The following is a 25,122-nucleotide window of genomic DNA, read 5'->3' as shown; positions in this document are numbered from 1 at the left end:
GCCTGATGCCCAGCCTGGGCCTCAGGCTTTTTTTATGCTCTGTGCCTCGCCAAAGAGGCTACTGGCCTCAAAAACCCGGTAGCTTCTGTGCTCAGACCCGGTGCCAACCGACACCGAGTCAACCTCCGAGCCGCCCACCCGGAAGCTGAACCGGCTGCCAGCGTGCCCGGGGATGAGTTCCACCACACGCTCAACCAACACAGCGCGCAAGCCCACTGCCACCTGCAAAACCATGATTCGCAGCTCAGCGCTGTCCTGCGACGCAGCCTGGCCCTGCGCCAAACGCATGTCCACCAATGGCAGAGACTGCTCGCGCCACTCCAAAGCGCCTGGCAAAGTCTGGTGTTCACGCAGCTGTTGACGCAGGCTGTCACTGGGGCGGATGATTTCGCGCAGCTGCAGCATGGGCGCAGCCCAGAGCTGATTACTGTGAAAAACCACCCATGACCCGGTACTCGCTGCGCTGTGGTTCTTGATCAACAGAGGAGACGCTGCGCTTTGATCTTGCGCCAACTTGGCCTTGGCAATGGCGTGGCTCAGGGGAACCAAATCGATGAGTTTCTTGGCATCCAGCAGGTAGATGCGCGCACCCTCAGCGTCAAGCAGACTGCCAGTGGCCACGGCCTGCAGGGCACTGCGCAAGGCGACCTCCGTTTGAACCGATGCCGCTGGAAACGACCCGACCGAGACCAGGTCCTGCACGTCAAAAGCCAGTTGGCGGTTGGCAAGACTCAGCACCAACAGCCAAGACGGTTGCGCTCGGTCAAGAGCAGGCAAGCCCAGCATCTGGCTCAAATCAACCACCGGCACATCGTGGTCACGCCAATGCGCCATGCCAAGAAAGCCACCACCTAGTCCTGCCATGGCTTGTATCGGCAATGGCATGGCCACTTCACCAATCACATCAGCAGGCAGTGCCAGCTGTTGGCCGCCAACACGCAGCACAGCGCATACCGGGGTTTGCTTCAGGTCGGCATCACGACCAAGCAGCGCTTGCACTTCTTGCCCGCTTGTGCCGTCGGGTCCAAGCACATCGCTCCAGATGTGTGTGAGCGCCGCCAGACGCAGCGGATCGAGCAGCGCCAAGGGGGCTTTGCCGCCGCCCACCTCCACCACGCTGTGGAACAGCTCGGTCGAATCACGGTCATGGCACACCGGGTGCACGGCATCGTCTGTGGTACGCAGCAGCCCTTTGACCGCATCGACCCGGACTGCGAGCAACTTGCTGTTGGCCCTGAGCACCAACAGTGTCATGAGCGCTGCCTGACCTGGGTCGGAGGCAGAGCAACCCATCCACTGTGCCAGGTCGATCACCGGAACCATCTGGCCACGGTGCGAAAAAACGCCGTACAAGGCGCCCTGGGTACGGGGAACGCGGGTGAGATCTGCAGGCTCTACCAGGGCATTCACCACATGGCAACAGGGCACACCAAAACACTGCGCGGCCACTTCAAACAGGGCAATGTCGATGTTGTTGTTCATCGTGCGAAAACCGGACGAGGTGGTTCGGCAGCGGTCAGCGAACCTGAATGCGTTGTTGCAACTCGGCCAACAGCGTGGTCACATTGCGGGTGGCGTTGGCCTGTTCTGCCGTCGCCTCGGTGATCAGACCGACCGATGTGGAGGTGCTGCCCACCGAGGTCACGATCTTGTCGAAGGCCACATCCACCTGCGCGGAAACGTGGCCGCCGTCATCCACCCGTTGCACGGTTTCACGGATCAGCTTGGCGATCTCGCGCGCGGCCAGGGCCGACTTTTCAGCGAGTTTGCGCACCTCATCAGCCACCACCGAGAAGCCCAAGCCGTGTTCGCCGGCGCGCGCAGCTTCGATGGCCGCGTTGAAGGCCAGCAAATTGGTCTGGCTGGCGATCTCGCCAATGGTGTCCACAATCTCCTGCACACTTTGCGAGGACTTCTGAATTTGCGCGATGGATTCTCTGGACTTGGCCAGCAACAAGCTGCCTTCACTGGCATCTTGCTGCGTTTGCTGGGCCAGCTTGCTGGACTCGTTCGAGTTCTGGGAGATACGCTCGATGGAGGCGGACAGCTCATCGAGCACCGAGGTGATGGCTGCAATCTTCTCTTGAACCTGTTCCTCAGCGTTGACCCGCTCGGTGATGTCCGTGGCGAACTTGACGATCTTGTAGGGACGCCCTTTCAGGTCAAAAATCGGGTTGTAGGTGGCCTGGATCCACACCTCGGCGCCATGTTTGCCAACCCGCCTAAAACGCCCGCTCTGAAACTTGCCCTCAGCCAGGTCAGCCCAGAAATGGCGGTAGGCCACCGACGTCAGCAAGGCCTGGTCGCAGAACATTTTGTGGTGCTGCCCAACAACTTCCTCTGCGGTGTAGCCAAAGGTGCGCAGGAAATTGGCGTTGGCCTGCAATACGTGGCCGCGCATGTCGAACTCAATGATGGCTTGCGAGCGTGAAAGAGCTTGGATTTTTTCTTCAAACTCGGCGTTGCGAAGCTTGGCCTCGGTGATGTCGGTGGCAAATTTAACCACTTTGACCGGCACACCCTCTGGATTAAAAATCGGGTTGTAAGAGGCCTGTATCCACACGTCCTTGCCCGTCTTGCTGACCCGAAGGTATTCACCCGCATCAAATTCGCCTTTGCCCAGACGCTCCCAAAACATCAGGTAGTCCGAGGTGCGGGTGTAGGCCGGGTCACAGAACATGCGGTGGTGCTGGCCCACGATCTCGTCTTCGGTGTAGCCAAACGTATGCAGGAAGTTCTGATTGGCATGAAGGATGCGGCCCTGCAAATCAAATTCGATGATGGCCTGAACCCGGTGGATGGCCGCCACCATGGCGATCAATTCCGTCTGCTGTGTGTCCTTGGCCAAAGCGGCGTTGTGCATGTCTTTCTCCCTTCAGGCTGCTGAAGCAGTCACAAATTCTGGACGCTTGCGGCGCGGAAACACCAAAACAAGCGCATGCCGCCTTGGCTTGAAATTCAGGCCAAGCGGTGTAGTGCTACAGCGTTTGCAGCACTTCGGTTTTTCAACACTTGGCTTCCAAGCGACTCAGACCTCTAGCCACGACCTGAGACCACAGTCAGATGTCAAAAGCTTTCCCACTCATCACCGCCCGCCTTGGCTGGGCTGTTGTGGCTCAAGGCCGCAGCTGGGGGCGTTGCCTTGGCCACGACCTTCTTGGCTGAGGCCAACGGCTTGGATGTGCTGTGGTTCAGTGGTGCGGAGGGACGTGCAGCGGGCGCTGAGAAAGCACCTTCTTGCCCCGCCGCGAGTTTGAACACGGCCACCGTACCCACCAGGTCCTGTGCCTGGCTCTTGAGGCTGCTGGCCGCTGCGGCCATTTCCTCGACCAGTGCTGCGTTTTGCTGGGTGACTTGGTCCATCTGTTGGATGGCTTCACCAATCTGGCCCACACCCTGGCTTTGTTCGGTGCTGGCCGCACTGATCTCGCCCATGATGTCGTTGACGCGTTTGATCGAGGTCACCACCTCGGTCATGGTGGCACCGGCCTGGTCGACCAGGGTCGTGCCTTGTTCCACCCGCTCCACACTGGTGCTGATCAAGCTCTTGATTTCTTTGGCGGCTTCGGCACTGCGGCCAGCCAAGCTACGCACCTCGCTGGCCACCACCGCAAACCCCCGACCCTGTTCACCGGCACGGGCTGCTTCGACGGCGGCGTTCAAAGCGAGGATGTTGGTCTGGAAGGCAATACCGTCGATCACGCTGATGATGTCGCTGATCTTGCGTGAGGCTTCGTTGATGCCTTTCATGGTGTCGACCACCTGGGCCACGACTTCACCACCCTTGACGGCCACACTGCTGGCGCTTTGGGCGAGTTGGTTGGCCTGGCGGGCGTTGTCGGCGTTTTGTTTGACGGTGGAACTCAACTCTTCCATGCTGGCGGCGGTTTCTTCGAGCGCGCTGGCTTGTTCTTCGGTGCGTTGGCTCAGGTCGTTGTTGCCTTGGGCGATTTCGGCGCTGGCAGTAGCGACCGATTCGGAGCCTGTGCGCACCGTAGAGACCACGCCAATCAGGGCGGTTTGCATGCGATCCAGTGCCTGCAGGACCAGACCCGTTTCATCTTGGGAGGTGATGTTGATCTTGCCAGTGAGGTCGCCGGCAGCCACACGGCCCGCTGCTTCCACGGCCTGGGTCAACGGTCCTCTGATGGAGCGGATCAGCCAGAAACCGGCAAGCAAGGCCAGCACCAGACCCACCAGGGCAGCGCCAATCATCATGTTACGAGCAAAAATGTCCGCTGCATCACTGGCCTTGCCCTCGGCCACCGAGCCCTCGTGGTTGTAGTTGATAAGCTTCATCAAGGTGGCAGAGAAGCTGTCATAGACTGGCTTGCTTTCTTTGTCGAGGATGGCCCGGGCACGCTCGGTCTCGTTTTTGCGCGAAGCATCAAGCAACTGCTCGTGCATCTGCAAATACACCTTCCAATCTGCGACAAAGGCGTCATAGAGTTTGCGTTCTTCGTCGCTGCTGATCAGTTTGGCATAGGCATCGTGGTTCTTGTCGAAGTCTGCCTTAACTTTGGCCATGTCCTTCTCGATAGCTGCCATTTCCTGCTGGTCGGTGCTGAGCACATGGCTGATTTCGGTGATGCGGTAGTCCGAGGTGTTGGTGTTCATCATGTTGATGAACTCCACACTGGGCATCCAGTTGGTGGTGATCTGATGTGTGGAGGCGCTCATCACCCCCATTTGCCACATGGCGAGTCCGACAATGCCAAACAGCATGGCGGTCATGAAGCCCAAAATCACCTTCAGGCGGGTGACAATTTTCAGGTTGTTGAAAAAATCCATGGCTTTCCCCTTGTGTTAAACGACAGATGACAGCTCAATGCAGCCAACTTGAAACCGGACCCACAGCTGCGCTGGGCATGCGCTTCTTGAGCAGCAGGCGCTGATCACCAGTAACCGATGAAAAGTCGGGCACCGGGCGCCGTTGCCCTGGCGCGAAAATGATCTGGCCAGACACCTTGCCCATCACCACTCCAAAGACCTGTTCGTCAAAACTCAGACTGATCGGCGCCTTCACACCAAGCAGGTTGGCGTCAACCAGGATGGGTGCGGGTGGATTGGCCAGATCGGTGGGCTGCTCAAAGCAGCGGATACCGTACACCTGCAAGTTATCGATGTCGTTGTCCTCGTCACGCCGCTCGAAATCCCAAATTTCACTGAATGCCAGCTCCTGCTTGTCGGCTGGAGAGGCCACTGTGCGCCTTGTGCTGCTACGCACTGTTGCTGTTTGAACCATGTCATCACCTTAGTCAGCAGCACAAAACTACATTATTTGTCAAAATTATATATTTTTTTAAAACTTTCCTGCACACCACCGACCGAAACGTCGTGTCCATGGGTGCTGTAGATTTGAATGTCCCCAGGTTCCTCAGAGGCTTGGTACAAACCCTTGGCGCAAGGATTAACTATCCCCAGCACGGCGCGATGCCCCTTGCGCACGGGTTGAGTGGCGCAGACAAGGTGAGACTTGGGCTATCGGTCGGCACCAACATGACAGGTGAAGCCCCAAAAAAGAGGCACCATCTAGCGGCAAAGCCGCCAAGAGCGCGAACTCAACTGACGGGGTTCACCACACAAGCAGCCCCAGAGCCGACTTCAGGCGCTCAAAAGCGACAGCAGCAAGGCCACCCGTGCTTTGACCGGAGACAGCCCCTGCGCATGGGGAAATTCGCTCTGGGTGGTCGCCAACACACGGCCCTGGGCGCAGCGGGTGGAACGCACAACCGTCACTCCGGCCAACACCGCGCGGCGCAGCGCCGCTTCCAGATCGTGGTGCATCGTGCCGTTGCCGGTGCCAGCCACCACCAGGCCACGCAGTGGCGCAACACCTTCACGTGGGTACAGCAAGGCATCCACCACCTCACCACCACAACCGGCATAGTTCATCACAATCTCGACACGTGGCCAGAGCGCTGCATCTGGTATATCTTTGATAGCTATATGCCCTTTATCCATAAAGGCTAGAGGCCAATTTTTTACTATCCTGACCTGCCCTTCCTCCACGTACGCCAGCGGGCCTGCGTCACCGGAGTTGAAAGCATCTATCTTGTAGGTGTGTGCCTTTTGCACGTCCAGGCCGCTGTGCACCGTGCCCGCACATACCACCACCACCCCGTGGGCGCCGGGCGTCAGGGCCACGGCCGCCGCATCCATCAGGTTTTGCGGGCCATCCGGCGACTGCGCCGAGGCCGGTCGCATGGCGCAGGTCAGCACCACCGGCTTCTCATTGATTAAGGCAGGGGGCAAGACCGCGTGTAAAAAATAGGCTGTTTCCTCCAAGGTGTCGGTGCCGTGGGTGATGACCACCGCGCTCACATCGGCCTGCGCCAAGTGATGGACAACCCGTTGCGCCAAGCTCAGCCAGACGTCGAAGCGCATGTCCTTGCTGTCGACCTGAGCCACCTGCTCACTGACCAAGTCATGGTCGCGCAACACAGTTTTCAGGGCGGGCACTGCCGCCAGCAACTGCGCCACACCGACCTGGGCGGCGGTGTAGCCAATGTTGTCGGCCGGGTTGCTGGCGGTGCCGGCAATGGTGCCGCCCGTACCCAGCACCACCATTTTTTTGGGAATTAATTCAGATACCACTTGCACACTTTCAAAAACTGATTAAAAATACAGTTACTGGATAAGAAAACAGTACCACCCACAAGGAGTCACCATGCTCACCCGTCCCAAACTGACCGACCGCCAGCAACAGATCCTGGATCTTATCCAGAGTGCCATAACACGCACAGGTGCCCCACCTACACGCGCCGAGATCGCTGCAGAGCTGGGCTTCAAATCCGCCAACGCAGCCGAAGAACATTTGCAGGCACTTGCCCGCAAAGGTGCCATTGAGCTGGTCAGCGGTACCTCACGTGGCATCCGGCTGCGCAGTGATGACTTGCGCTCCATCAACGAGTCGCGCCATGCCCAGCTGGCGTCGCCCCTGGCGGCGCTGGCCCAGTTGGCCTTGCCATTGATTGGCCGGGTGGCTGCTGGCTCGCCGATCCTCGCGCAAGAACATGTGGACAGAACCTATTACGTCGAAAACAGCCTGTTCCAGCGCAAACCCGACTACCTGCTGAAGGTGCGTGGTATGTCCATGCGGGACGCCGGCATCATGGACGGTGACTTGCTGGCGGTGCAAACCACCCGCGATGCCAAAAACGGCCAGATCGTGGTCGCCCGTCTCGGTGAAGAGGTCACCGTCAAACGCTTCATGCGCAACAAAAACATCATCGAACTGCACCCAGAGAACCCGGACTACCAGACCATTGTGGTTGAACCCGGTGAGCCGTTCGAGATTGAAGGCCTGGCCGTGGGCCTGATCCGCAACACCATGCTGATGTGAACCCGCTCCTCCACCCTGCACTTCACCCCTGAACCACCTCTGTGAAAGCACGCACCATGAACCACGCATCCACCACATCGTCTGTTTTGCAATCGTTCAAGGTGCTTTGGCAGTGGCTGATGGCCAAGCCAGGGCAACCACTGCCACGGGGGTCCGTGCCAAGCACAACCTCAGAAAGAGCCGCTGCACTCACCAGGACAGATGCCAGCACATCGGACACTCCAACCCACACCACAGAGGCCAACAAGCAACCGGTGCGATCCAGTCGACCCGTGCGAGTGCTGCAGGTGATGGAGTCAGGCCAAAACCCCAGCCAGTCAGGACGATTGCGGATTTCCGGGCGCATGGCCGACGTGTGTGCCGAACTTGACCGACTGGCAGCCCGTGAGGCACTGCAACACTAGGCCTGGCTGACACGCTCCCGGCGCAGCTGGCCAGGCGGGTAAAAGTTGGTAATTCAGGATCACTGATTCCATCGGGTTGTCCCCGCCGAGGCACAATCGGTGGCATGAATATTGTGATTTTGGACGATTACCAAGACGTGGTGCGCAAGCTGGCATGTGCAGCCAAACTGGAGCCCCTTCAGGCCAAGGTGTACACCAACACCGTCAAAGGACTGGGGCAATTGACGGTCAGACTCAAAGACGCCGATGTGATTGTGCTCAACCGTGAGCGTACCCACTTGTCTCGTGCCGTGATTGAGAAGTTGCCCAAGCTCAAACTGGTGGCACAAACGGGTCGGGTCGGTACCCATCTGGATGTCGGTGCCTGCACCGAGCGCGGTATCGCGGTAGCCGAGGGTACCGGCTCACCGGTGGCACCCGCCGAACTCGCTTGGGCATTGATCATGGCGGCCATGCGCCGCCTGCCGCAATACATCGGCAATCTCAAACACGGCGCATGGCAACAATCTGGTTTGAAGTCCAGTGCCATGCCGGTCAATTTCGGTCTGGGTACCACCTTGAAAGGGCGCACGCTCGGGATCTGGGGTTATGGCCGCATTGGCCAGTTGGTCGCGGGTTATGGACGGGCTTTTGGCATGCGGGTGCTGATTTGGGGCCGAGCTCCGTCACGAGAGCGCGCCGTGCTCGACGGGTTTGAGGTCACCAGTAGCCGAGAGGAGCTGTTTGAGCAAAGTGATGTGTTGTCCCTGCACCTGCGCCTGAACGAGGAGACCGCTGGCGTGATCAGCGCAGAAGATTTGTCCAGAATGAAACCAACTGCGCTGCTGGTCAACATCTCACGCGCCGAGCTGATCCAGCCCGATGCGCTGCTGGGTGCACTCAACCGGGGTCGCCCTGGCATGGCCGCCGTGGATGTCTACGAGTCAGAGCCGATCCTGCAAGGCCACGCTCTGTTGCGCTTAGAAAATTGTGTGTGTACACCGCATATCGGTTATGTCGAACTCGACAGTTACGAAATGTATTTTGGCGCCGCGTTCGACAATGTGGTGAACTTCATCAAGGGGCGCCCCACCAACATCGTGAATCCCGGCGCCCTACAGGTCAGGCGCTGAACACCTGCGCAGTCGTTTCTGCGCGACTGTGCTGAGCAGCCATTTTCAGAAAAGGTACGCTGCCAATCCATCAAAAATAGCTGTTGTGCGAACGGGCCAAAGTCACGCAGAATACCCTTGCACCGTTGTTGAACCGAGATTAGGCTGAGGCTGTACATATTTGAAGCTCTCGCTTTTTGTTGCCTTGGTTTGAGGCCAATCGATTGGGCGGCACAGCTATTGCTTACAGCCATGCTTCGTTTCTTCTATTTTCGGAGTACCCAATGAAATTCGAGTTATTGATGCGCCGCCTGAGCATCCGCATGCGTATGTGGGGTGCGATAGGCATGGTGAGTACCGCACTATGCCTGATTGGCGGCATCGGCATCGCTGCTCAGCTGTACGCCAACAGTATCACCGTCCATTTGGTTACCCGTGACGTAACCTCCATGACCGAGGTGGGGCACCTTCAACAAGCCATGCGTGATTTGCGAATCAACGAGAAAGACATGGTGATCCAGTATGAAAACTCGGTCGAAGCCTCAAAACACAAGGAAGCCTGGACAGCCGCTTATGCACAAATCGAGAAGTCGGCGCAAACATTGTCCCCTTTGCTTCCTGAAGAGGAACAACGCCAACAGTTGACAGTGATCCTCAATGACATGCAGCAGTTCAAGACCGAGTTTGCCCCCATGGCGACACAGCTTGAAAACATGGGTTTCCCCTCTGCACAGGTGGCAGCGGCGACCATTGGCAAACTGCAACCCATCATTGATCGAGCCAATGCCAGCCTGACCGCATTGGCCTCGGAACTGCAAACTGCCACAGAAACCAACCAACAAGAACTACAGGTGACCCTGAACAAGGTGATCTGGCTGATCGTTGGCATGACGCTGTTGGTGCTGGCCATCATCATTCCTCTGACGCTGGCCAACATGAACTCCATTTGCCACCCGATTGACCAGGCCGAACGCATGGCACGCGCCATTGCCACTGGCGACTTGACACGGCAACAGATCGACACCGGAGGAAACGACGAAACCACGCACCTGCTGGTGTCCTTGTCCGACATGCAGACTGCACTCACCCAGTTGGTCGGGCAAGTACGCAACACCACCGATAGCATCGCCACCGCCAGCGCTGAGATCGCCAGTGGCAATCAGGATTTGAGCGTCAGAACCGAACTGACCGCCAACCAGCTGCAACAGTCGGCTTCCAGCATGGACCAACTTACGGCCACGGTGCGCCAATCAGCGCAAGCCTCACAACAGGCTAACCAACTGGCGGCCTCCGCTGGCCAGGTGGCTGCACGTGGTGGCCAAGTGGTGGCCCAAGTGGTCAGTACCATGAACGACATCCAGGTCAGTTCCAGGAAGATCAGCGACATCATCAGTGTCATTGACGGCATCGCTTTTCAGACCAATATCCTGGCACTGAATGCGGCAGTCGAAGCCGCACGAGCGGGTGAACAAGGGCGCGGTTTTGCAGTGGTTGCCAGTGAGGTCCGCAGCCTGGCCGGGCGTTCAGCAGCAGCAGCCAAGGAAATCAAGGGGCTCATTGGTGCAAGTGTGGAACGCATTGACGCTGGCACGCGCCTGGTCACCGATGCAGGTCAGACCATGGAAGACATCGTCGCGTCGGTTCAGCGCGTGACCGATATCATGGCCGACATATCGAGGTCGTCTTCAGAGCAGGATCGTGAAATTCAGGGGGTTAACGCGGCTGTTGCCAATCTGGATGAAATGACACAACAAAATGCCGCCTTGGTGGAACAATCTGCCGCTGCGGCTCAAAGCATGCGTGAACAGGCACAAGTGCTGTCCACGCTCGTGGCTACTTTCAAATTGAACGACATCATCCAGGACACCCCCCGACTCGTCGGATCACCAAGCTTACTGACCATGTAGGCGATCTGTAACCCAGCAGCTCAGAAACTGTGCGCCCCGGAACCAAGTGACGCACAGGAGTCAGTCAAGCTTAACGTGACAGATGACTGAGCCCCGACCATAAAGCATTGAGGTCCAGAAAGTTCCACTGTGCAGGGTCTTCGCGGTTGACGATCTTCTCCTGTGTCAACGGGTGCGACAAGTCAACCACGAAGGGCACGATGCGCATATTGGATTTGGTGGAGAAGAAGGCTTTGATGATGGGCATGGTCAGCGACTTGGGTGACTGTTCGATCACCACACCAATGCGTCCGGACTTCAAACGCACCAGCGAGCCCACCGGATAAATACCCATGCTTTTGACAAACGCCTGAAACACCTTGGGGTCAAAGTGTCCGGCCCATTCGGCCATGCGGCGCAAGGACTCGGCCGGATCCCAGCCAGATTTGTAAGGTCGGTTGGATGTGATGGCATCGTAAACGTCACACACCGCAGCCATCTTGGCATAGAGGCTGATGCCGTCGCCGTCCAAACCTTCAGGATAGCCACTCCCATCCATTTTTTCGTGGTGGTGGAGTACCACATCCAGTGACACGGCATCCACAGCACTGCTGGCGGCGAGTATCTTGTAACCCTCGGCGGGATGGGAGCGTATGACTGCAAACTCGGCATCGGTCAGCTTGCCAGGTTTATTGAGCACTTTGACGGGCATGGCCACCTTGCCCATGTCGTGCAACAGACCCGCCATGCCGCACAGTCGTGTCTGAGTGTCATCCAATCTCAGCTGTTTCGCCAACGCCACCATCATGGCGCACACTGCCACCGAGTGCATGTAGGTGTAGTCATCGGCCGTTTTGAGACGAGCCAGGCTGATGATCGCCCCAGGGTTGCGCGCGATCGAGGCAGAAATCTCTTCAACCAGTTGCAGAGCACCACCCACGTCAACGGCTCTGCCCATCCGAGCCTCTTGAAACATGGATACCACAGCAGCTTTGGAGCGTTGGCAAATGAGCGCGGCACGCTCCAACTCCTGGCTGGCCGGCACCGTGTTGGCGTGTTGTGAAGATGGAGACGGGAGTTCAACAATGGGTTGCGGAGCAACTGGCGCCGATAACACATCTTGCCCGGCGCCTGCAGTCACACCAAGAGGCACATCCAAACCCTTGCTGCAGTCGATCATCACCTCTTTGACGCCGCTGGCCAAAATCAACTCAATGTCTTTTGGGTCCTTGAGCACAAACTCTGTCCGCCAAAACGGATGATCTATCCAGGAGCCACAAAACTCCTTGAGGTGCATTCCCAACTTGAGTTGATCAACTTGAATACGTTTAAGCATGTTTTGAAGTTGCCAGCACCCACCCATTATCGGATGAGGCTGTGACAGTGCGACTCAATGCACTTGCCTTGTCAAAAGAGTTTGCCACAGACGCAGGAACAACACCGAGATGCTGGATGTAATGTACTTGGGCACCCACCACCCTGTTACGCGGCACTGACCTATAAGACCGTCGGTCAGACTAATGTAAATGACGGGGTTTGCGCCCACCCCCATGACCCATGCCACTGGAACCACCACCCGAACCACGTGGCGGCTTGCCCAACTGCAAGGAGTTGACCAAGTCGTCAAATCGCTGGCTGAACAAACTGTCGATGGCGGCAACAACACCGCCAAGTTCGGCACCATCAAAGTGGCGCTCCATCAGATTGACCACATCCTGCACCAATAAATCACGTTGAACCTGCATGATGGATGCTGGGTCTGGTCCAACAAACAGCATCACAAAATCATCGCGTGACTCGGCATCGGAGGCATCTTCTTCGTCTTCGTCGAACTCGGTGTCGTAAAAGGTAACCTCGATGGCGGCACCGGATTGCGCCACATCGTTGAGGTTCATACACATCTCATCAAGCGCTTGGCGAAAGTCGTCGTCACCCTCAACAGTCCAGCACATTTGCAACAAATGCTCCTGGGCATCAAACCTGATACCTGGTTCATCTTCGTAAAAACTGCCAGACGCAGCAACCAAAGATTTGGCACCAGCATATTTCCACAGGGGCTTGAGTGCATCCTGCAGATTGTCAAACGTCACATCGGTGCGCAAAGCCACCTGACCATGGACATGAATTTCAAAAGGGGCGTTATAACGTGCCATAGCGCTGGAGTTTAAGTGGTGCCCGAGACCGGAATCGAACCGGTACGCCCGTTATTCACGAAGCGGCGGATTTTAAGTCCGATGTGTCTACCTATTTCACCACTCGGGCACGGGTCTATTGTGAAACAAAAAAGCCCCGCACATAGAACTTGCGAGGCTTGCTTGAGCATTTTTGAGCCCGTATCTGGAGGCGCGACCCAGAGTCGAACTGGGCTAGACGGATTTGCAATCCGTTGCATAACCGATTTGCTATCGCGCCAAAACCTTGACAAAAAAGGGAAGCGGTCGCTTCCCTTTTCAAATATCTGGAGCGGGAAAAGAGTCTCGAACTCTCGACCTCAACCTTGGCAAGGTTGCGCTCTACCAACTGAGCTATTCCCGCACGGATGCGAACATCAGTCCACATCAAATAAAAAAACCTGGAGCGGGAAAAGAGTCTCGAACTCTCGACCTCAACCTTGGCAAGGTTGCGCTCTACCAACTGAGCTATTCCCGCGTTGCAAGCCCATGAGTATAAGATAAAAATGGACTCGGTTAGCCTGAAAAACAAAAAAGTTTATCAGTGTTTCACAGCACCTGACAATTGTGCGGGTTCAATCACCACCTCAGTTGAGGCGGCAGCCACAGGTTCTTCTTCGGGCAGCGGTGTTGGCATGCGCTCAAGCGCAATCTCCAACACCTTATCGATCCATCGTACCGGCACAATTTCAAGCCCATTCTTGACGTTCTCAGGAATGTCTTGCAAGTCCTTGGCATTTTCTTCTGGAATCAACACGGTCTTGACGTTGCCCCTCAAGGCTGCCAACAGTTTTTCTTTCAAACCACCAATGGCCGTGACTTCGCCCCGCAAGGTGATCTCACCAGTCATGGCCACATCGCAACGTACCGGAATACCCGTCATGGCAGACACAAAGGCGGTGGTCATGGCTGCGCCCGCACTCGGACCATCTTTGGGCGTTGCACCATCTGGGACGTGGATGTGGATGTCCTTTTTCTCAAAAAACTCATCCTTGATACCCAACCTGCGAGAGCGACTGCGCACCACCGTACGCGCCGCCTCGACCGACTCTTTCATCACATCGCCCAAAGAACCGGTGCGAGTGATCACGCCTTTGCCAGGCATCATGGCCGCCTCAATGGTCAACAAATCGCCACCGACCTCGGTCCAGGCCAAACCCACCACCTGACCCACCTGATTCTTCTTCTCGGCACGGCCATAGTCATACTTTCGTACGCCCAGAAAATCGTTCAGATTGGCACCGTTCACCGTGACCAGACCCGACATTTTCTTAAGCTGTAAACCCTTGACAACCTTGCGGCAGATTTTTGAAATTTCTCGTTCCAGAGAACGTACACCCGCCTCACGTGTGTAATACCGCACGATGTCGCGTACCGCTTCTTCGGTCACCAGCAGTTCAGACTCCTTCACTCCATTGTTCTGGAGCTGCTTGGGCAACAGATACTTGATAGCGATATTGGTTTTTTCATCCTCGGTGTAACCCGCCAAACGAATGACCTCCATGCGATCCAGCAGCGCCGGTGGAATGTTCATGGAATTCGATGTCGCCACAAACATCACATCACTCAAATCAAAGTCAACCTCGACGTAGTGGTCGCCAAACTTGTGGTTCTGTTCTGGGTCAAGCACCTCGAGCAGCGCACTCGACGGATCACCACGGAAGTCTGTGCCCAGTTTGTCAATTTCATCCAGCAAAAACAAAGGATTGCGTGTGCCTACCTTGGACAGGCTTTGCAGCACTTTGCCCGGCATGGCCCCGATGTAGGTGCGTCGATGCCCCCGAATTTCGGCCTCATCACGCATCCCCCCCAGCGCCATGCGCACATATTTGCGCCCAGTGGCCTTGGCAATAGATTGCCCCAGCGACGTCTTCCCTACGCCCGGTGGCCCGACCAAGCAAAGGATAGGCGCCTTGACCTTATCCACCCGTTGTTGCACCGCAAGGTATTCAAGGATACGGTCTTTGACCTTGTCCAGCCCGTAATGGTCTTCGTTCAACACAGCCTCGGCATTGGCCAGGTTGTGCTTAATCTTGGTCTTGGTGGCCCAGGGCATACCGGTGAGCACATCAATGTAGTTGCGCACCACCGTTGCTTCGGCCGACATGGGCGACATCAGTTTAAGCTTTTTAAGTTCAGCCTCAGCCTTCTTCAAGGCCTCTTTCGGCATCTTGGCTGACTTGATCTTCTTCTCGATCTCTTCAATGTCAGCGCCGTCTTCACCTTCACCAAGTTCTTTCTGAATGGCTTTGACTTGCTCATTCAAATAAAAATCACGCTGGTTCTTCTCCATCTGCCGCTTGACCCGGCCGCGAATTTTCTTGTCCACATTGAGGATATCGACTTCGCGTTCAATCTGGCCATAGAGGTTTTCCAGACGATCCTTGATGCTGGCAAGTTCAAGAACGGCCTGTTTGCTTTCAAGCTTCAAAGGCAGATGTGCTGCGATGGTGTCCGTCATACGACCTGGATCATCGATGCTGGCAATTGAGGTCAGTATTTCTGGCGGTATTTTCTTGTTGAGCTTGACGTACTGGTCAAACTGTTGCATCACCGCGCGGCGCAGGGCCTCGATTTCACTGGCCTTGTTCTTGGATTTGCCTTCAGCCTCAGCAACAACCTCGACCGGTGTGATACTGGCCACAAAATAAGACTCACCATCGGCCACTTTGGTCACCACCGCACGTTGCTGCCCCTCGACCAGCACCTTGACAGTGCCATCGGGGAGTTTGAGCATCTGCAAAATGGTGGAAATACAGCCAACATCAAACATGTCCGTGACCAACGGATCATCCTTGGCTGCTGCTTTTTGCGCCACCAACATGATGCGCCGATCCACACTCATGGCTGCCTCAAGCGCTTTGATGCTCTTGGGACGACCCACAAAAAGCGGGATAACCATGTGAGGGAAAACCACCACATCGCGCAATGGCAGCAGCGGCAAGTCAAGAGAATCAGCAGGTAATGGTGTGTGGTCAGACATAAAACATCCTTTTGTTACCTGTTGGATATGGAGCGACGTGACCGCATTTCAAGCGGCCAGCCTATTATCTGCAGGTCATAAAAACGCGATGGGGGCAAAACCCCCCCGAAGACAGACCAAATCAAGCCTTTTTGGCCACTTCGCGGTACACCAGCAAAGGTTGCTTGTTTTCTTCGATGGTGGACTCGTCAAGCACCACTTTTTCAACGTTAGAGGCATTGGGCAAGTCGAACATGGTGTCGATCAAGGCCAGTTCCAGAATAGAGCGCAAACCGCGCGCACCTGTTTTACGAGCCAGCGCCTTTTTGGCAATAGCGTTCAAGGCCGACGGACGGATCTCGAGATCAACACCTTCCATCGCGAGCAACTTGCTGTACTGCTTGACCAAGGCATTTTTTGGCTCGGTCAGTATCTGCACCAGTGTCTCTTCGCTGAGTTCTCCCAACGTCGCCACCACGGGCATACGACCCACCAGTTCCGGGATCAAGCCAAACTTGATCAGATCTTCCGGCTCAACCTCCTTGAACACCTCGGTCAGATTGCGGTTTTGCTTGCTTTTAACAGCAGCACCAAATCCGATCCCTGATGATTCTGTGCGGTTATCGATGACTTTTTCCAAGCCCGCAAAAGCACCACCGCAGATAAACAGGATATTGGTGGTGTCAACCTGAACAAAATCCTGATTGGGGTGTTTACGCCCGCCTTGCGGAGGCACACTGGCCATGGTGCCTTCAATCAGCTTCAGCAATGCCTGCTGGACACCTTCGCCCGACACGTCGCGGGTGATCGATGGGTTGTCAGATTTGCGCGAAATCTTGTCGATTTCATCGATGTAAACAATCCCGCGCTGCGCACGCTCCACCTCGTAGTTGCAACTTTGCAGCAGTTTGAGGACGATGTTTTCGACGTCTTCACCCACATAACCTGCTTCGGTCAAGGTGGTGGCATCCGCCATGACAAACGGCACGTCCAGCATACGTGCCAAGGTTTGCGCCAACAGTGTCTTGCCGGAGCCCGTGGGGCCAATCAGCAAAATATTGCTTTTGGACAACTCCACATCGTCTTTGGAAGACTTTTCCTGGTGCTTCAGGCGCTTGTAATGGTTGTAAACCGCCACCGCCAAAATACGTTTGGCTGGCTCCTGACCAATCACATAATTGTCCAGATTGGCCTTGATTTCAGCCGGCGTGGGCAACTCGTTCTTGCCAACGGTGTCAGTGGACTGAGGCAACTCATCACGAATGATTTCGTTGCATAGCTCAATACACTCATCACAGACAAAAACCGAGGGGCCAGCAATCAGTTTCTTGACTTCATGCTGGCTCTTGCCACAAAACGAGCAATACAGCGTTTTTTCGCCGGAGGAGCCTTTTTTTTCGGCCATTTTGAACTACGCCCTTTTTGAGATAACTTGGTCAATCAGACCATATTCCTTGGATTCATCAGCCGACATGTAGTAGTCACGTTCGGTGTCGCGTTCAACACGTTCCAGCGGTTGCCCTGTGCGCTCTGCCAAAATTTTGTTGAGCTGTTCACGGGTTTTCAGAATTTCACGCGCCTGAATCTCGATCTCTGTCGCCTGCCCCTGGCTGCCGCCCGAAGGCTGGTGAATCATGATCTTGGAGTTAGGCAGTGAAAACCGTTTGCCTTTTTCACCTGCAGCAAGCAGAAACGCACCCATGCTGGCGGCAAAACCAGTGCACAGTGTGGACACCTGCGGCTTGATGAAATTCATGGTGTCGTAAATCGCCATACCGGCGCTCACGGAGCCACCTGGCGAGTTGATGTAGAACGAAATGTCCTTATCAGGGTTTTCGCTCTCCAAAAACAACAACTGCGCCACCACCAGATTGGCCACATGGTCATTAACCGGGCCGACCAAAAAAATGACACGTTCCTTGAGCAGACGCGAGTAAATGTCGTAAGAACGTTCACCACGGCCTGACTGCTCAATCACCATGGGCACCATGCCCAAATTCTGTATGTCCATTGCACTCCCGCGAAGGTTTGGGTTAGATCTCAAAAACTGGCTCTACTGTAGCTAAAAACACAAGCCAATAAATGAAATGGGGCTTGTTTGTCTGACTACAAGCCAGACCCAAGCCCCAATTTAAAGACCGACAGTGGCAAACGCTTAGTTTTGCGCCATCAGCTCGTCAAAGCCAACCGCTTTTTCAGTCACTTTGGCCTGGGACAACACAAAGTCAGTCACGTTGTTTTCCAGAACAATGGCTTCCACCTCGGCCAGACGCTTGTTGTCGCTGAAATACCAACGCGACACTTCAGCGGGTTTTTCGTAGCTGGCAGCCAACTCATCCACATGGGCCTTGATTTGCTCCATCTTGGCTTGCAAGCTGTTGGCACGCACCAACTCAGCCACCACCAGACCCAAACGCACACGGCGCTCAGCTTGGGGACGGAACACATCATCGGGAATCGTGACCTTGTCCGCATCTTTGATACCGCGTTGCTTGAGGTCAGCGCGGGCACCTTCGAGCAAACGGGCAATTTCAGCCTGAACGCTGGCATTGGGCAAATCGAGTTCAGCCTTCGCCACCAGCGCATCCATCACGGCGGTCTTGTTACGGGCCAGCAAGCGGAACTTCACTTCACGCTCCAGGTTCTTTTTAATGTCAGCGCGCAAACCTTGCACGGTGGCATCTTCAATACCGAGCGATTTGGCCAGCGCATCATCCACCTCTGGCAGGTGAGCTGCTTCGATTTTCTTGACCGTGACCATGAAGTCAGCAGTTTTACCCGCCACATCCTTGCCATGGTAGTCAGCAGGAAAGGCCAACGGGAAAGTCTTGCTCTCGCCCGACTTCAGACCCAGCGTGGCCTCCTCAAACTCCTTGAGCATTTGGCCATCACCCAGGATGAACTGAAAGTCTTGCGCCTTGCCGCCGTCAAACGGCTCGCCGTCAATTTTTCCTTCAAAGTCAACGGTGACGCGGTCACCCGTAGCGGCCTGGCTGTCATGGGCGCGCTGGGAGAAAGTGCGACGTTGTTTGCGCAGGATTTCCAGGGTCTTGTCGATGGCGGCGTCGGTCACCTCGGTGGTGATTTTTTCCACATCAGCGGTGCTCAGATCACCAATCTTGACCTCTGGATAGACCTCAAAAATGGCTTCAAATGCCAATTCGCCCTCGGGTGCACCGGCTTTTTCGTTGATCTTGGGCTGACCTGCCACGCGCAACTGCGCCTCGTTGGCGGCATTAAAAAACGCCTCGCCTACCTTGTCGTTCATCACTTCGTATTGCACGGAATAGCCGTAACGCTGGGCCACCACATTCATCGGCACCTTACCCGGGCGAAAACCATCCATCTTCACGGTGCGGGCCATCTTCTTCAAACGCGCGCTCACCTCTGCCTGAATGGTGTCCAGGGGCAGGCTCAACGTCATTTTGCGTTCGAGCTTCTCAAGAGTTTCTACAGCAACGGCCATCTTTCATCTCCAAAAATATGAGTGGTGCGCGGGGCGGGACTCGAACCCGCACACTGTTGCCAGCGTCAGGACCTAAACCTGGTGCGTCTACCAATTTCGCCACCCGCGCAAATTAATGGGGGCTGGTAAAAACCGCCCCCAGAAATTGGTCAGCCTCGAATTTTAACCTGAGGCCAAGCCCTCACCCGAGCGACCCCAGCGCTTAAATCTTGAGAAATTGCCGCAGCTCAGTTATTTGCTGTGGACAGTCACCCTGAACCAGGCTGCATACATGGCGGGCAAAGCCAACAGCGTCAGCACCGTGGCCACGATCAAACCACCCATGATCGCCACCGCCATCGGCCCCCAGAACACCGAGCGCGACAGCGGAATCATCGCCAGCACCGCAGCGGCTGCGGTCAGCACAATCGGGCGCAGTCGGCGCACTGCCGCCTCCACAATTGCCTCCAAGGGGGCTACACCGCGGGCGCGGTCCTGCTCGATCTGGTCAATCAGAATCACCGAGTTGCGCTGGATCATGCCCATCAACGCAATCACCCCCAAAAGCGCCACAAAACCAAACGGCCGATTCAGCAGCAACAACGCCACAGCCACACCCACAATGCCCAAGGGCCCGGTCAGAAATACCAGCACCGCCCGGCTGAAGCTGTGCAATTGCAGCATCAGCAGCGTGAAGGTGATGAACAACATGATCGGGATACCCGCCACAATCGCCGCCGATCCTTTGGCGCTCTCCGCCACCGCACCAGCGACCACAATGCGGTAGTCACCCTGCCCGGTCTGCGCCCATTGGGCCTCCAATGCCCTGAGCTGCGGCAGCAACGCCTGAGTCACGGTGGCGCCCTGTTTGCCATCGGCAATGTCGCTCTGCACGGTGATGGCGTAATCCCGCCCCTCGCGCCAGAGAACACCGGGCTCCCAGGTGAACACCGGCTTGGCGATTTGCAGCAGCGGCACCGACTGGCCCGAACTGGTGGGCACATAGGCATTGGCGATGTCGGTGATGGCGCTGCGCTCATCGAGCGGCTGGCGCAGCACGATGTCAATCAGTTTGTCTGCCTCGCGGAACTGGCCAATGCTGCTGCCGCTCAGCGTGGTTTTGGTCGCCTGGGCAATGGACTGGCTGCTGACACCCAGCGCACGCGCCTTGGTCTGGTCCACTTCCAGTCGCATGACCTTGATCGACTCATTCCAGTTGTCATTGACACCCCGGGTGTGCGGGTTTTGCCGCATCAGGGCCTTGACCTCGTCGGCACGACTGCGCAAGCCCTGCGGGTCTTGGCCGATCACCCGGAACTGCACCGGGTAGGCCACCGGTGGCCCGTTGGCCAGCAGTTGCACCCGCCCCCGCACCTCGGGAAACTCCTGGGCCAGCAGCGCCGGCAGCTTGTGGCGCAAACGCTCACGTGTCGCCAGATCCTGGGGCAACACAATCAGCTGCGACACATTGGTCTGCTGAAAAATCTGCTCCAGCGGCAGGTAAAAACGCGGCACGCCAGAACCCACCCATTGGGTCACCGACACAATGCCCGGCTCGGCCAGCAGACGCGCCTCCACCCGTTTGGCCACCTCTTCGGTGCTGGCAAAAGCGGTTCCCTCGGGTGACCACAAGTCCACCGTGATTTCCGGGCGCGCCGAATCCGGGAAAAACTGCTGCTGCACCTGGCCCATGCCCAGCAGCCCCAGCACAAACAGCAACAGCGTCACCGCGATGGTGAGCCAGCGTCGGCGCACACAGGCGCTCACCGTGCGGCGAAACCAGTTGTAAAACGGGGTGTCGTACATGTCATGCACTTCGCCTTGTGCCAGCACCGCACCACTCTCGGCATGGGCCACCACATGCGGCGGCGCAGTCAAGAGGCGCACACCGAGGTAAGGCACAAAATACACCGAGACGATCCAACTCAAACACAGCGCAATCACCGTCACCGCAAAAATTGCAAAGGTGTATTCACCGGTCATCGACTTGGCAATGCCAATCGGCAAAAACCCGGTCGCGGTGATCAGGGTGCCGGTCAACATCGGCATCGCGGTGATCTCGTAGGCGAAGGTGGCGGCGCGCACCTTGTCAAAGCCCTCCTCCATCTTACGCACCATCATTTCCACCGCAATGATGGCGTCATCCACCAGCAGACCCAGCGCAATGATCAGCGAGCCCAGCGAAATCTTGTGCAGCCCGATGCCCCAGTAGTGCATCGCCAGAAAGGTCATCGCCAACACCAGCGGAATGGTGATGCCCACCACCAGACCCGGGCGCATGTCGAGCGTCCAACGCTTGAAAAGCGGGTGGGTACCGGGGCGCTTGTGCAAACCCAGGCTCAGGAAACTCACCGCCAGCACAATCGCCACGGCCTCGATCAACACCCTGACAAACTCGTTCACCGAGTTGGCCACCGACTTGGGCTGATCCTGGATTTGCGCCAGTGTCACCCCCACCGGCAAGGTCTTCGCAATGTGTTGCGTGGCCAGGTCCAACGCCTTGCCCAGGGCAATGATGTCGCCCCCCTTGGCCATCGAAACACCCAAGGCCACCACCTCCTGGCCCTGAAAACGCACTTTCACCGCCGGTGGGTCCACATACGCCCGCCGGATGGTGGCAATGTCGCCCAGTCGGAGCTGTTTGCCAGCCACCCCGGGCGCACGAATCGGCATCGTAGCCAGCTCATCCACCGCGGTGAACTGGCCAGCCACACGCACCTGCACCACATCCAGCGGGGTTTGCACCGCACCGGCCGACTCCACCGCGTTTTGTTGTGTCAGTTGTGCCAGCACCGTGTTCATGTCCAGGCCCAGCTGAGCCAGCCGTTTGGCCGAAATCTCCACAAACAGTTTTTCCGCCTGGTCACCAAACAACTCGACCTTGGCCACATCGGGCACCCGCAGCAACTGCTGGCGCACCTCGTCCGCAAAGGTTTTGACTTCGGCATAACTGAAACCCGGCGCTTGCAGCGCGTAAATCACGCCAAACACATCCCCAAAGTCGTCGTTGAAAAACGGGCCTTGCACACCCTGCGGCAAGCTGTTGCGCATGTCGCCAATTTTTTTGCGTGTCTGGTACCAGACGTTGGCCACCTCGTCGCCGCGCGCATGCTCCTTGATCTGGAAGATGATCTGTGACTCACCCGGCTTGGAGTAGCTGCGGATCTTGTCGGCGTAAGGCACCTCCTGCAGCGTGCGCTCAAGCTTGTCGGTGACCTGCTCGGCCATTTGCTGCGCACTGGCACCGGGCCAGTAGGCACGCACCACCATCGCCCGAAAGGTGAAGGGCGGGTCTTCATCCTGCCCGAGCTGGAAGTAGCTGGCCGCGCCCAGCACCATCAGCACCACCATCAAAAATCGTGTCAGCGGCGCGTGCTCCAGCGCCCAGCGTGACAGGTTAAACCCTTGGTTGTTGTCCAGATCGGGCCTCGTCATACGCGCCTCACTGCGCCGGGGCCGACACGGCAGCGGCCGGGGCGACACCAATCGCCGCCAGTGGCGCTGCACCATTGATAGCTGTCTGCGCTTGACTGGTCAGGGCTTGAGGCACATTTGGCTTGTAAATCGTGACTTTCTGGCCGGGTGTCAACACATGCACACCAGCCGTCACCACCAGCATGCCGGGGCTCAGGCCGCTGGCCACCACCACCTCGTTGCCGTCGGCGGTGGCGATCTGGATCGGCTGCAATCTGACCGTCATCGTGCCGGTGTCCAGCAGCCAGACCACGGTGGCTTGCCCCTCCTGGCGCAAGGCGGTGGTCGGCAGCTTGATGGCCTGCTGGTTGCTGCGCTGCAAACCGGCAGGCAACACCGACACGGTGCTGCCCAGCGCCAGATCACTGGTAGCTGGCAGCGCCGCCTTGACGGTAAAGGTGCGTGTCACCGGGTCGGCACTGCCGGCCACCTCGCGTATCTTGGCGTTGTTTGAGCTGCTCGCCACCCAGCCACGCACCAGCACGCTGGCGCCCACCTGAATCCCGCCCAGTTTGTCCTCGGGCACGGCAAACACCACATCGCGCGCGCCTTCCTGCGCCAGCTGCACCACCGGTGTGCCAGCGGCCACCACCTGTCCCACCTCAGCCAACACCGCCGTCACCACACCGGACACATCGGCCAGCAGGGTGGCGTAGGCCGCCTGGTTGGCTTGCGCCGAGAGTTGCGCCTGGGCGGCGTCCAGCTGCGCCTGCGCGGCTTTCAGGCTGGTGTCGCGGCGCTCCAGTTCGGCCGCACTGATGAAGTTCTGCTCTTTGAGAGACTGGTAACGCTTGAAGTCAGCGGCGGCCAGGTCGCGGTTGGTGCGGGCTGCGGACACCTGGGCGCGTGCCGCATCCGCTGCCAGCTTGAGGTCTTGCGGGTCCAGCTGAGCCAGCACCTGTCCTGCCTTGACACGCTGGCCAGGCTCCACCGTGCGGCTGATCAGCTTGCCACCGACCCGAAAGCCCAGACGCGACTCCACACGGGCACGCACCTCGCCCGCATAGTCCAGCCCGGCCACCAGCGGCTGGACACCCACCGTCATCACCTTCACCGCACGCACCGGCTCCTCGGGGACCGCTGGTTTGGAGCAGGCCATCAGCAGCAGGCCCAAGGCTATAGTCAGGCTCAAACCCGGCCAACGGATGGTGGATGCTTGCAAGGGCATAAGACGGTACTTTCAAGAAACGAACACACTACTGACCAATTGGTTATTAATTTTAGGCCATTGCACTGCCCTGTCAATTCATCACTTGCCCCGCCACCTCGCCCCACTGTGACGCACTGAAACCGATCCCGCCATGAGCCCGTCAGCACCCACCCCCCCAGTCACCACCACACCGGCGCCGCAAGCCCTCACCCATTACGAGAACTTTCCAGTGGCATCCCTGCTGTGTCCGCCACACCTGCGCCCGGCCATCACTGCCATCTACCACTTTGCCCGCACCGCCGATGATCTGGCCGATGAAGGTGAGGTCGATGTACGCACCCGTCTGGCTGACCTGCAGGCCTACCGTGCCGACTTGCTGGCCAGCACCCACGGGCAAACCGACAGCGGCCGCTGGAGGAGCGTTTTTGCGCCTTTGCAACACATCGTGCAGACCCACCAGTTGCCGGTGCAGCTGCTCACCGACCTGCTTGACGCTTTTGAGCAGGATGTGCGCTACACCCATGAGCAACGCCGCTACACCGGCGAGACCGAGCTGCTGGACTACTGCCGGCGCTCGGCCAACCCGATCGGGCGGTTGCTGTTGCATCTGTATGGCGTGACAGACCCCTTGTCGCAGCAGCAAAGTGACCAGATTTGCAGCGCCTTGCAACTGATCAACTTCTGGCAGGACGTGTCAGTGGACGCCCAGCGCGGGCGCTGGTACATCACGCAGGCCTCGCTGGTCCGTTTTGGCCTGACCGAGGCCGACTTTTCACCAACCAGCCACAACCAGAATGCTGCTCTTTTAATAGCTGACAACGTTGAATCTGCAAGGGCTCTGATGCTCAGAGGTGCAGCACTCCCGATGAAGGTGCCAGGACGTGCGGGCTGGGAATTACGACTGGTGGTGCAAGGTGGGTTGCGCATCCTGGACAAGATCGAGGCTTTGGGTTGTGCCACATGGCGGCAGCGGCCCAAGCTGGGGCTTTGGGATGTGCCGGTGTTGCTTTGGCGGGCGATTTGGATGAGGTGAGTTTTCTATATTCCATTTTTGTTGACTGTCCCAATCGTCCCTCGTGCATTTTTGGCTTGCCAGCCGGGTGACTGACCCCCACTCACTCCCCCGCCCTCTCCCGCCCCACCGGGCGGAAGAGGGAGCTAACCGCCGTATCTGGCCAACACCTTGAGCCAGGA

General features: G+C 57.4%; 17 protein-coding genes and 5 tRNA genes. 4 read left to right on the top strand and 18 right to left on the bottom strand.

Annotation, left to right across the window (positions count from 1 at the left end):
• Nucleotides 1–21: 21 nt before the first annotated feature.
• The 5 genes from KKO72_RS10235 to KKO72_RS10215 form a co-directional block, all read right to left on the bottom strand.
• Nucleotides 22–1,482, bottom strand: a complete 1,461-nt coding sequence (locus tag KKO72_RS10235) for a chemotaxis protein CheW (RefSeq protein WP_214937949.1) — start codon at nucleotides 1,480–1,482, stop codon at nucleotides 22–24.
• A 34-nt stretch (nucleotides 1,483–1,516) separates the two neighbouring features.
• The gene (locus KKO72_RS10230; protein WP_214937947.1) at nucleotides 1,517–2,863 is read right to left on the bottom strand and encodes a PAS domain-containing methyl-accepting chemotaxis protein; all 1,347 of its coding nucleotides are present in this window, start codon (nucleotides 2,861–2,863) and stop codon (nucleotides 1,517–1,519) included.
• Nucleotides 2,864–3,066: 203 nt separating this feature from the next.
• Nucleotides 3,067–4,791, bottom strand: a complete 1,725-nt coding sequence (locus KKO72_RS10225) for a methyl-accepting chemotaxis protein (protein WP_214937945.1) — start codon at nucleotides 4,789–4,791, stop codon at nucleotides 3,067–3,069.
• Between the two features lie 34 nt (nucleotides 4,792–4,825).
• Entirely contained in the window at nucleotides 4,826–5,245 is a 420-nt protein-coding gene (locus tag KKO72_RS10220) for a hypothetical protein (protein WP_214937943.1), read from the bottom strand.
• Between the two features lie 359 nt (nucleotides 5,246–5,604).
• Nucleotides 5,605–6,570 (bottom strand): asparaginase, encoded by a 966-nt coding sequence (locus tag KKO72_RS10215; RefSeq protein WP_214938055.1) that lies wholly within the window; start codon nucleotides 6,568–6,570, stop codon nucleotides 5,605–5,607.
• A gap of 100 nt (nucleotides 6,571–6,670) precedes the next feature.
• Here KKO72_RS10215 and lexA point away from each other — a divergent pair, with 100 nt between their 5' ends.
• From lexA to KKO72_RS10200, 3 genes are all read left to right on the top strand, one after another.
• Nucleotides 6,671–7,345 carry a transcriptional repressor LexA gene (gene lexA / locus KKO72_RS10210; RefSeq protein ID WP_078363416.1) on the top strand — a complete coding sequence of 225 codons (675 nt, stop codon included), beginning with the start codon at nucleotides 6,671–6,673 and terminating at the stop codon, nucleotides 7,343–7,345.
• A gap of 508 nt (nucleotides 7,346–7,853) precedes the next feature.
• Nucleotides 7,854–8,861: a D-2-hydroxyacid dehydrogenase family protein gene (locus tag KKO72_RS10205; protein ID WP_214937941.1), complete on the top strand. Its 1,008-nt coding sequence runs from the start codon at nucleotides 7,854–7,856 to the stop codon at nucleotides 8,859–8,861.
• A 263-nt stretch (nucleotides 8,862–9,124) separates the two neighbouring features.
• Entirely contained in the window at nucleotides 9,125–10,747 is a 1,623-nt protein-coding gene (locus KKO72_RS10200) for a methyl-accepting chemotaxis protein (RefSeq protein WP_214937939.1), read from the top strand.
• A 70-nt stretch (nucleotides 10,748–10,817) separates the two neighbouring features.
• Here KKO72_RS10200 and KKO72_RS10195 read toward each other — a convergent pair whose 3' ends face one another.
• The 13 genes from KKO72_RS10195 to KKO72_RS10135 all read right to left on the bottom strand — a co-directional run bounded on the left by KKO72_RS10195 (nucleotide 10,818) and on the right by KKO72_RS10135 (nucleotide 23,946).
• Nucleotides 10,818–12,062, bottom strand: coding sequence for an HD-GYP domain-containing protein (locus tag KKO72_RS10195; protein WP_214937937.1), 1,245 nt, complete (start codon nucleotides 12,060–12,062; stop codon nucleotides 10,818–10,820).
• Nucleotides 12,063–12,243: 181 nt separating this feature from the next.
• Nucleotides 12,244–12,879: a DUF6806 family protein gene (locus KKO72_RS10190; RefSeq protein WP_214937935.1), complete on the bottom strand. Its 636-nt coding sequence runs from the start codon at nucleotides 12,877–12,879 to the stop codon at nucleotides 12,244–12,246.
• 16 nt (nucleotides 12,880–12,895) lie between these two features.
• Nucleotides 12,896–12,988: transfer RNA gene (locus KKO72_RS10185), tRNA-Leu, on the bottom strand.
• Nucleotides 12,989–13,064: 76 nt separating this feature from the next.
• Nucleotides 13,065–13,138 (bottom strand) — tRNA-Cys (locus KKO72_RS10180).
• A gap of 47 nt (nucleotides 13,139–13,185) precedes the next feature.
• Nucleotides 13,186–13,261: transfer RNA gene (locus KKO72_RS10175), tRNA-Gly, on the bottom strand.
• 38 nt (nucleotides 13,262–13,299) lie between these two features.
• Nucleotides 13,300–13,375, bottom strand: a tRNA-Gly gene (locus KKO72_RS10170).
• Nucleotides 13,376–13,438: 63 nt separating this feature from the next.
• Complete coding sequence (gene lon, locus KKO72_RS10165; RefSeq protein WP_214937933.1) at nucleotides 13,439–15,880, bottom strand: endopeptidase La; 2,442 nt, start codon at nucleotides 15,878–15,880, stop codon at nucleotides 13,439–13,441.
• A 121-nt stretch (nucleotides 15,881–16,001) separates the two neighbouring features.
• Nucleotides 16,002–17,264: an ATP-dependent Clp protease ATP-binding subunit ClpX gene (gene clpX, locus KKO72_RS10160; RefSeq protein WP_214937931.1), complete on the bottom strand. Its 1,263-nt coding sequence runs from the start codon at nucleotides 17,262–17,264 to the stop codon at nucleotides 16,002–16,004.
• A 6-nt stretch (nucleotides 17,265–17,270) separates the two neighbouring features.
• Complete coding sequence (gene clpP, locus KKO72_RS10155) at nucleotides 17,271–17,870, bottom strand: ATP-dependent Clp endopeptidase proteolytic subunit ClpP (protein WP_304621513.1); 600 nt, start codon at nucleotides 17,868–17,870, stop codon at nucleotides 17,271–17,273.
• Nucleotides 17,871–18,014: 144 nt separating this feature from the next.
• Nucleotides 18,015–19,325, bottom strand: a complete 1,311-nt coding sequence (tig, locus tag KKO72_RS10150) for a trigger factor (protein ID WP_214937929.1) — start codon at nucleotides 19,323–19,325, stop codon at nucleotides 18,015–18,017.
• 22 nt (nucleotides 19,326–19,347) lie between these two features.
• Nucleotides 19,348–19,434: transfer RNA gene (locus KKO72_RS10145), tRNA-Leu, on the bottom strand.
• A gap of 122 nt (nucleotides 19,435–19,556) precedes the next feature.
• Complete coding sequence (locus KKO72_RS10140) at nucleotides 19,557–22,739, bottom strand: efflux RND transporter permease subunit (protein WP_214937927.1); 3,183 nt, start codon at nucleotides 22,737–22,739, stop codon at nucleotides 19,557–19,559.
• A 7-nt stretch (nucleotides 22,740–22,746) separates the two neighbouring features.
• On the bottom strand, nucleotides 22,747–23,946 hold the full coding sequence (locus KKO72_RS10135) for an efflux RND transporter periplasmic adaptor subunit (protein ID WP_214937925.1): 1,200 nt from the start codon (nucleotides 23,944–23,946) through the stop codon (nucleotides 22,747–22,749).
• 133 nt (nucleotides 23,947–24,079) lie between these two features.
• Between KKO72_RS10135 and hpnC the strand changes: the two genes are divergently transcribed.
• Entirely contained in the window at nucleotides 24,080–24,961 is an 882-nt protein-coding gene (gene hpnC / locus KKO72_RS10130; RefSeq protein ID WP_214937923.1) for a squalene synthase HpnC, read from the top strand.
• The last annotated feature ends 161 nt before the right edge of the window (nucleotides 24,962–25,122 follow it).

The sequence above is a fragment of the Rhodoferax sp. U11-2br genome, from assembly GCF_018619435.1.
Taxonomy (GTDB): Bacteria; Pseudomonadota; Gammaproteobacteria; order Burkholderiales; family Burkholderiaceae_C; genus Rhodoferax.
Note: the sequence above shows the minus strand (reverse complement) of the source record. Positions and strands in the feature narration are given on the sequence as shown.